The organism is Celeribacter sp., from assembly GCF_048259695.1.
GTDB lineage: Bacteria > Pseudomonadota > Alphaproteobacteria > Rhodobacterales > Rhodobacteraceae > Celeribacter.
The window spans coordinates 1-7,544 of record NZ_JBLXHL010000036.1 but is presented as its reverse complement, the minus strand read 5'-3'; the positions used below and the strand labels follow the sequence as shown (position 1 = coordinate 7,544).

Genomic DNA, 7,544 nt, shown 5'->3' with positions numbered 1-7,544 from the left:
CGCGGGAATTTCTGACGGAGCCATGGCGCAGGAGAGCCATGCACGCCCCGCGAAGGTCACCGTGGCACAGGAAACAGCGGCGGAAGTGTCGCTGTCCTATCCCGCGCTCGTCCTGCCGTCACGGGAGGTCGAATTGTCCTTCAGAGTTTCCGGGCAGGTGATCGCGCTTCCGGTGCGCGCGATGTCGCAGGTTTTCGAGGGGGATACGATTGCCCAGATCCAGACTCGGGATTTCGATAACCAGCTGAGCCAGTTGCAGAGCCAGAAGGCGCAGGCGCAAGCCGAGCTCGACGCGTTGAAGTCCGGGGCACGGGTCGAAGAGATCGCCGCGCTGGAGGCCGCGGTGGACTCCGCCCGGGCCCAGGTCGATGCCGCAAACAACGTGCTGAACCGGACCCGCGAGCTTCAAGAGCGCGGGGTCGCAACGCGTGCCCAACTGGAAGCGGCGGAGGCCGAGGCGCGCGTGGCCGAAGCCAGCTTGAAGTCGCAGCAGGAGTCGCTTCGGATCGGAGAGGTTGGCGGACGGCCCGAGGAAATCGCTGCGGCAGAGGCCACGCTGCGGGGCATCGATGTGCAGATCGAGACCGCGCAAGACAAGATCGACGATGCAACGCTCAGGGCGCCTTTCGACGGGATCGTCGCCCGGCGGGACATCGACAATTTTGCCAATGTGCAGGCCGGGCAGCCGATCGTGCTGCTCCAGAGTCTCGGCGTCGTCCACCTCGCGTTCGATATCCCCGGCCCCGATGTGAAGATTTTGACGGCGCGCCGCGATGGAGCGGGCGGAAGTATCGCCACGTTCGACGCCCTCCCGGGACAGCAATTTCCCGCGGAGCTGGTCGAATTTTCGGTTCAGGCGGACAGCGCGACGCAGACCTACCGCGGACGCGCCGCCGTCTCGGTGCCCGAAGACGCGCTCATCCTGCCCGGCATGGTGGCCAATATCCGCGCCACAATCGGGGGAGCGCGCGAAGAGGTGACGATCCCGCTGACTGCCGTCGCCGCGGCGCCGAACGGCGATCCGCTCGTCTGGCTGGTGGATGACGCGGGCAAGGTCTCGCGACGGGCCGTGACCCTAGGGGCAGCCAGCGGCGGGGATGTGGTGGTGACCGAGGGGCTCTTGGGCGGCGAGCGCGTGGTGTCGGCGGGCGTGGGTGACATCGTTGAGGGAATGACGGTCCGCCCGATCACCCAAGTTGGGAACTAGGGCCATGGATTTGGCATCCTTTGCTCTTCGGAAGCGGCTGATCTCGGCCGTGGCCACGCTGCTGATCCTCTTCGCCGGTTATTTCGCCTATACCGCGCTGCCTCGGTTCGAGGATCCGGAGTTCGTGATCCGGCAGGCGCAGATCATCACGCCTTATCCCGGGGCTTCGGCCGAAGAAGTGGTCGAAGAGGTGACCGAGGTCATCGAGGGTGCACTTCAACAATTGCCCGGCGTGGACGAGGTCCGGTCGGTCTCCTCGCCGGGGCTCAGCACGGTAACGGTGGAATTCACCATCGCCTCGACACCGAATTATCGGGAGCTCGATCAGAAATTCGCGCAGATGCGGGCAAAGATCTCGGACGCCCAGTCGCAGCTGCCGCCCGATGCCTACCCCAGCCAGGTCTACGATGACTATGGCGATGTCTACGCCCAATATTACGCAATCGTCGGGGAAGGTTTTTCTCTTTCCGATCTCTACGAATACGCCAAGGAGCTGCAGCGCAAGCTGGTCACGGTCGACGGGGTCTCGAAGGTCTCGCTGAATGGCGTCCGCAAGGAGGTCATCTACGTTGAGTATGCGCCGGCGCGGCTGACCGCGCTCGGCCTCGCACCCGCGCAGATCCAGCGCCTGCTGGAGGGGCAGAACCTGGTGACACCCGGCGGCTCCATCCTGGCCGGTCCGACGCGTCTGGCCTTGCGGCCCGAAGGCGCGGTGGACTCCATCGAAGCCATCGAGAGCCTGATGCTCACCAACCCCGAGAGCGGCGCGTCCTTCAGGCTCAGGGATATCGCCTCGGTGACGCGTGGACTGGAGGAGCCGGCGAAGACGCTTCTGTTCCGCGACGGGCAACCCGGCATTGGCATGGGCATTTCCAACGTCCGGGGCGGCAACGTGGTGAACATGGCCAATGCGGTGCGGGCGCGCATTGCCGAGCTGGAAAGTGAACGCCCCATCGGCATCCACGTCCTGCCGATTTCGGACCAGGGCGCGAGCGTGAAGCAGTCCGTCGATGACTTCGTGGTCAACGTCGGGCTGGCGCTGGCGATCGTGGTCGGCACGCTGCTGGTCTTCATGGGCGTGCGATCCGGTATCCTGATGGGGGGCATTCTGCTTGTCACCGTCGCGGGCACGCTCTTTGGCATGTATCTCTTCGGGCTCGACATGCAGCGCATTTCCCTGGGGGCCCTGATCATTGCGCTGGGGATGCTCGTCGACAATGCCATCGTGGTTGTCGAAGGCACGCTGGTGCGCGTGCAGCACGGCGAAGAGGTCGCCGCCGCCTCGCGCTCGGTGGTGCGGCAGACGATCTGGCCGCTGCTGGGCGGAACGGTGGTCGGTATCCTGGCCTTCTCGCCCATAGGTTTTTCACCCGACAACACCGGCGAATATGCCGGCTCGCTGTTCTGGACCATCGGCATCGCGCTGCTGTTTTCCTGGCTGGTGGCGATCTGGTTAACGCCCTATTTCTGCACGCTGCTGCTCAAGCCTGGCAAAGCCGGCGACGCGCCGAAGGAAAATGCTGTGCTGCAGAGCTATCGCGCGCTCCTTGACAAGGCCATCAGGGTGCGCTGGCTGACCGTCGCGGGCATCGTTGGGCTCTTCGTTTCGGCGGTCGCTATGTTCAACCTTGTGCCGCCCGGGTTCTTCCCGGCGTCCACACGCCCGCAATTCGTCATCGACTACTACCTGCCGCAGGGGACCGACATCACCCGCACCGAGGCGGACATGCGCGAGATCGCGGGTTTCGTGCGCGGCCTCGACGGCGTGACGGGAACCAACAGCATGGTGGGCAGCGGACACCAGAGATTCATGCTGATCTACGATTCCGCGGACGCCGACCCGTCCTACGGCCAGATCCTGGTGGACGTGAAAGATTATGGGGTCATCGATGAGCTGCGCGGCGAAATTCAGGCGCATATCGATGAATCCTACCCGAACGCCAAGTCCAAGGTGTGGAAATTCGTGCTTGGCCCGGGCGGTGGCTCGCGCATCGAAGCGCGTTTCTTCGGCTCCGAACCGTCCATCCTGCGTGAGCTTTCAGACCAGGCCAAGGCGATCATGTCGGAGGCCGGCGCGATCGCGGTCAAGGACGACTGGCGCGAGCAGGTAAAGGTTCTGCGGCCGATCATCGACATCGAGAGCGCCCGCCGCATCGGGCTGACGCAGGCCGAGATTTCGAATGCGACCTACAGCCACTTGATCGGGACGCGCCTGGGCCAGTACCGCGAGCGCGACGAGCTGCGCGATATCGTGATGCGCCCAGTGGCATCCGCACGAGACGACGTCGGTGAGTTGCGGGACATCCAGGTCTACTCGCAGGCAACGGGCGGCTACATCCCGATCAGCCAGGTGGTGGACCGGTTCGATGTCGTCTTCGAGGCGGGACGCCTGCGCCGGATCGACCGCCAACTGGCGATCACCGCGCAGTCCGACAATGCGCCCGGCATCCGGTCGGGCGACCTTTTCGACGCCGTGCGCCCGAAGATCGAGGCGATTGCCCTTCCGCCGGGGTACAGCCTCGAGTGGAAGGGCGAATACGGCAACAGCCAGAAAGCCAACGCGGGTCTCGCCAAGACAATGCCCGTCGGGTTCGGCGCCATGTTCATCGTGGTGCTGTTCCTGTTCAACGCGTGGCGCCAGACGCTCATCATCTGGCTCGCGGTGCCGCTGGCGCTGATCGGGGTGATCTACGGCCTCGCCCTCAGCCGGACGCCTCTCGAATTCATGGCCATCCTCGGCATTCTGTCGCTGACTGGGATGCTCATCAAGAACGCCATCGTGCTGATCGACGAAACGGATTCACAGATCGCGCAGGGCAAGGCGCGCATGTCCGCGGTCGTCGATGCCGCGGTCAGCCGCGTGCGGCCCGTGTCGCTTGGCGTGCTGACCACCGTTCTGGGGGTGGTGCCGCTTCTCTGGGATCCCTTCTTCAGGTCCCTGGCCGTCGTCATCATATGCGGCTTGAGCTTCGCCACGATCCTGACCCTGGTGGTCGTCCCCACGCTCTATGCCATCTTCTTTGCCGTGAAACCCGCAGAGGTCGGAACGGCCTGAGCGCCGCGTGGGTCCAATCGGAACGGCGCGCCAGGCAGCGAGAGACCGGTGCGCGGCCAGTCACCCGGAACTGAGCCGGAGGACGGTGAATGGCACGTGCCGATGATGTGCTGCAGTCCGCGGTGACAGCGCGGGTTCGATCTCGGCTTGGGTGAATCGGCCGGCGATGATCGGCTGCGCCTTCCTGTTCCCGCGCCGGTTTCATGCCAGACCGCACATTTCGACGCGACAATACACGCGGCTCGTCCGAGAGTGGGTGACGGCCATCGGTCTCGAGCCGAGCGGCTACGTCACGCACTCGTTGAGGCGCACCAAGGCGGTACAAGTCTACCGAAAAACTGGCAATCTCTGCGCGGTCCAGCTCCTGCTCGGTCCCACCGAGGTGGACAGTACGGTCCGGTACCTGGACGGCGAACTCGACGAGGCTCTGAGCCTCGCGGAGGCGGTCGACATTTGATACCCTTGGCGAAAGGTCATGGCTCATGAAAATCATGTGTTTGAACGGTTGGGGCGGCAAGCTCCATGAAGCGATGCTGCCCTATCTGGCCGCAATTACGCCCGATATTCTTTGCCTCCAAGAGGTCATCCATAGCCCCTCGTCCGGAAAGGATTGGCTGACCTATCGCGACGGCGATCATATCCTGCCTCAACGCGCAAACCTCTTTCGCGACGTCACCACGGCGCTGCCAAATCACGTTGCTTACTTCTGTCCAGCGGCGCAAGGAGTCCTGTGGGACGGGGAAATTCCGATCCCTTCGCAATGGGGCTTGGCGACCTTTGTGCATCGCTCTTTCCCGATCATCGGACAGGTCCAAGGCTTCGTTCACAAGGATTACTCTCCTGTCGGCTTTGGCGAGCACCCACGCTCCCGAAACGCCCATGGCGTGCGTGTGTGGGACTACGAAGCGGACAGAGCCTTGAGCGTCACACACATGCATGGGCTGCGCGACTTGGCAGGAAAAATGGACACGCCCGAACGTGCCGAACAGGCACATAGACTGCGTGATCTCTCAAGCCAATTGGCAGAGCCTGGCGACCTGAAGGTGATCTGTGGCGATTTCAACGTTGAGCCGAACAGCGAAACGCTTTCGATCCTCGCCGATGCCGGAATGGTTGAACTCGTGACGACCTACGGATTCAGCGGGACTCGCAACTCGCACTACAAGAAGCCAGGCCGCTTCGCCGACTACATGCTGATCGACAACCAAGATGCCGTAAGGAGTTTTGACGTCATCTACGATACTGAAGTCTCGGACCACTGTCCGATCATCCTCGATGTCTAGCGTCGTTCAGGAACGGCCTTTCCCTCAAAGTTGCGGAATGTCGGGAAAGGGCATCTCGATTTTTCACTGAATTTGGCCGGGCGGAGGGGATCGGCAGCGTGAAGCGGCCCTGTGATCGCCATCCTCTGTCCCGCTATTCCCAGCGGCTGGGTCGTTCCGCTTCGGCGCTTGCCGCAAGGTGGCGCGTGCCCCCTTTCGCCGCCCTGGATCAAGCTGGCTTCGGGGTCAGGCAGCGGAGTTGTGTATCGACCCAGTGAAAACCTGCTCATGCTGCAAGGGAGAACGTAGCAATGAGTATGACCATGGACGACAGCATCAAGCGTTGGACGGCGAAACGGAAGACAGCCCTGGTGATCGAGATCATCCAGGGCAAGACGACCGTGTCGGCGGCGCGCCGGTCCTTTGACCTGGCGCCCTCCGAGATCGAGGGCTGGGTCGAAGACGCGAAGCGGGGTATGGAGAATTCCCTGCGCGCCAACCCGCTCGACATCCGTAAGCAATACGAGAAGCAGCTCCGGGACCTGCAGGAAGCCTATGGCGAGGCCCTGCTGGAGCTGCGGGCCCGAAAAAAGCTTCAGGCCCTGCTGGATGCGCAGGACGGGACTTGATCCGTCGCATCCAGCAGGGCCTCTTGGCGGAGGGCGTCGCAGTGTCGATCGCCAAGCTCTGCACGTGGTTCGGCATTCCCCGGCGCACGGTCTACTACAAGCCGGTGAAAGCCGCGCCGAAGGTCGATCCCCGCTTTGCTGAGCCGGTTAAGAAGATGATCGAGGAGGAGCCGTCCTTCGGCTATCGGACCGTGGCGTGGCTCTTGGGCTTCAACAAGAACACGGCGCAGAGGATCTTCCAGATCACCGGCTGGCAGGTTCGCAAGCGCGCCGTGGGCAGGCGGCCCCGCATCGAGGCTGTTCTGTCTGTCGCAGCTGGGCCGAACGAGAGGTGGTCGACCGATCTCGCCCGCATCTGGACCGGCAAGGACGGCTGGGCCTCGCTGGCCCTGGTGATCGACTGCCACACCCGCGAGTTGCTGGGCTGGCACATGTCGAAGTCCGGCAAAGCCAAGACCGCCAGCGCCGCCCTCGAGCATGCGCTGATCGCGAGGTTCGGCACACTGGGCCGGGTCGAGGAGGAGTTCCTGCTGAGGTCAGACAATGGCTTGGTTTTCACCAGCCACCACGTCACGGCCATTGTCCGCAGCTACGGGCTCAAGCAGGAGTTCATCACCCCGCACTGCCCGCAGCAGAACGGCATGGTCGAGCGCTTCGTCCGGACGCTGAAGGAGCAGTGCGTGCATCGCCACCGCTTCGAAAACATCCAACACGCGATGCGCGTCATCGGTGACTGGATCGCCTTCTACAATCCTGCTTCATTGCGCCCATCTCTCTATGCCTCTGAATTAAATAGGTTTTGCTGATCTGGGTGCGATGCGGTGGGGTATTTGGGGTTCTGCCGGGCGCGCTGGGTGAGTTGCTGGGCTGGCGGTTTGCCGAGTTCCGCGCGGGCGAAGATCCACGGACCGTCCGGTAACGGATGAACGTCCTCGATGCTGCCGGCTTCGGCGGCGAGTCTGAGTGTCTTCGTCGTGACGCCGAGCAGGGCATGGCCGTGCTTGGGCGCCCCGTCACGCCGAAGGCGTGCTTCCAGCACGACGGTGCCGGCTCGTGGGGGTGTTGTCGCTGACCCTCGCGCGGATCGCCTCTGCCCGTCCCAACTGATATAACCTTCGTGTGCGCCGGGCTTCAGCGCCAGCCATTCAGCGCGCGGTTTGCGGCGGCTGCCGGTTCGCGGAACGGCCGCGCCGTGTCTCGGCACAACTCGGGTCTTACCATAGGCGTAGGCGCCGCCGTAGACCGGGTTCTCGATCATGCGGTGGATGGTGGCATAGGTTGGCCTGCGCCAGATCACGTCGCCATTGGCGTGTCTTGCGGGCAGGTCCAGCCCGTGCTCCAGGAACCAGAGCAGGGCCTGCCGGGCGCTGCCACCTTGTCGAAGACAAGGG

6 protein-coding genes and 1 pseudogene are annotated in these 7,544 nt (G+C 63.6%); 6 read left to right on the top strand and 1 reads right to left on the bottom strand.

The window, feature by feature from the left end:
• The 6 genes and pseudogenes from ACN0Q0_RS17060 to ACN0Q0_RS17035 all read left to right on the top strand — a co-directional run.
• Positions 1-1,207 (top strand): efflux RND transporter periplasmic adaptor subunit (locus ACN0Q0_RS17060; protein ID WP_417244432.1); only part of this gene is annotated, 1,207 nt, incomplete at its 5' end.
• 4 nt (positions 1,208-1,211) lie between these two features.
• On the top strand, positions 1,212-4,262 hold the full coding sequence (locus ACN0Q0_RS17055; protein ID WP_343501822.1) for an efflux RND transporter permease subunit: 3,051 nt from the start codon (positions 1,212-1,214) through the stop codon (positions 4,260-4,262).
• Positions 4,263-4,404: 142 nt separating this feature from the next.
• Positions 4,405-4,719 (top strand): annotated as a pseudogene (locus ACN0Q0_RS17050) (tyrosine-type recombinase/integrase); the annotation flags it as partial.
• A gap of 25 nt (positions 4,720-4,744) precedes the next feature.
• Entirely contained in the window at positions 4,745-5,545 is an 801-nt protein-coding gene (locus tag ACN0Q0_RS17045) for an endonuclease/exonuclease/phosphatase family protein (RefSeq protein WP_343501823.1), read from the top strand.
• A 290-nt stretch (positions 5,546-5,835) separates the two neighbouring features.
• A complete protein-coding gene (locus ACN0Q0_RS17040) occupies positions 5,836-6,153 on the top strand; it encodes a DUF1153 domain-containing protein (RefSeq protein WP_343501824.1) in 318 nt (105 codons plus the stop codon).
• Positions 6,150-6,959, top strand: coding sequence for an IS3 family transposase (locus tag ACN0Q0_RS17035; protein ID WP_343501825.1), 810 nt, complete (start codon positions 6,150-6,152; stop codon positions 6,957-6,959). Before ACN0Q0_RS17040 ends, ACN0Q0_RS17035 begins: the two co-directional genes overlap by 4 nt.
• On the opposite strand, the gene ACN0Q0_RS17030 is transcribed toward ACN0Q0_RS17035, so the two are convergent.
• A partial coding sequence (locus ACN0Q0_RS17030) for a recombinase family protein (RefSeq protein WP_417244431.1) occupies positions 6,929-7,544 on the bottom strand: 616 nt, incomplete at its 5' end. The genes ACN0Q0_RS17035 and ACN0Q0_RS17030 overlap by 31 nt on opposite strands.

Coding starts and splice junctions, on each gene's coding strand:
- ACN0Q0_RS17055 (WP_343501822.1), top strand. CDS start 1,212: ATGGATTTGGCATCCTTTGCTCTTCGGAAGCGGCTGATCTCGGCCGTG.
- ACN0Q0_RS17040 (WP_343501824.1), top strand. CDS start 5,836: ATGAGTATGACCATGGACGACAGCATCAAGCGTTGGACGGCGAAACGG.
- ACN0Q0_RS17045 (WP_343501823.1), top strand. CDS start 4,745: ATGAAAATCATGTGTTTGAACGGTTGGGGCGGCAAGCTCCATGAAGCG.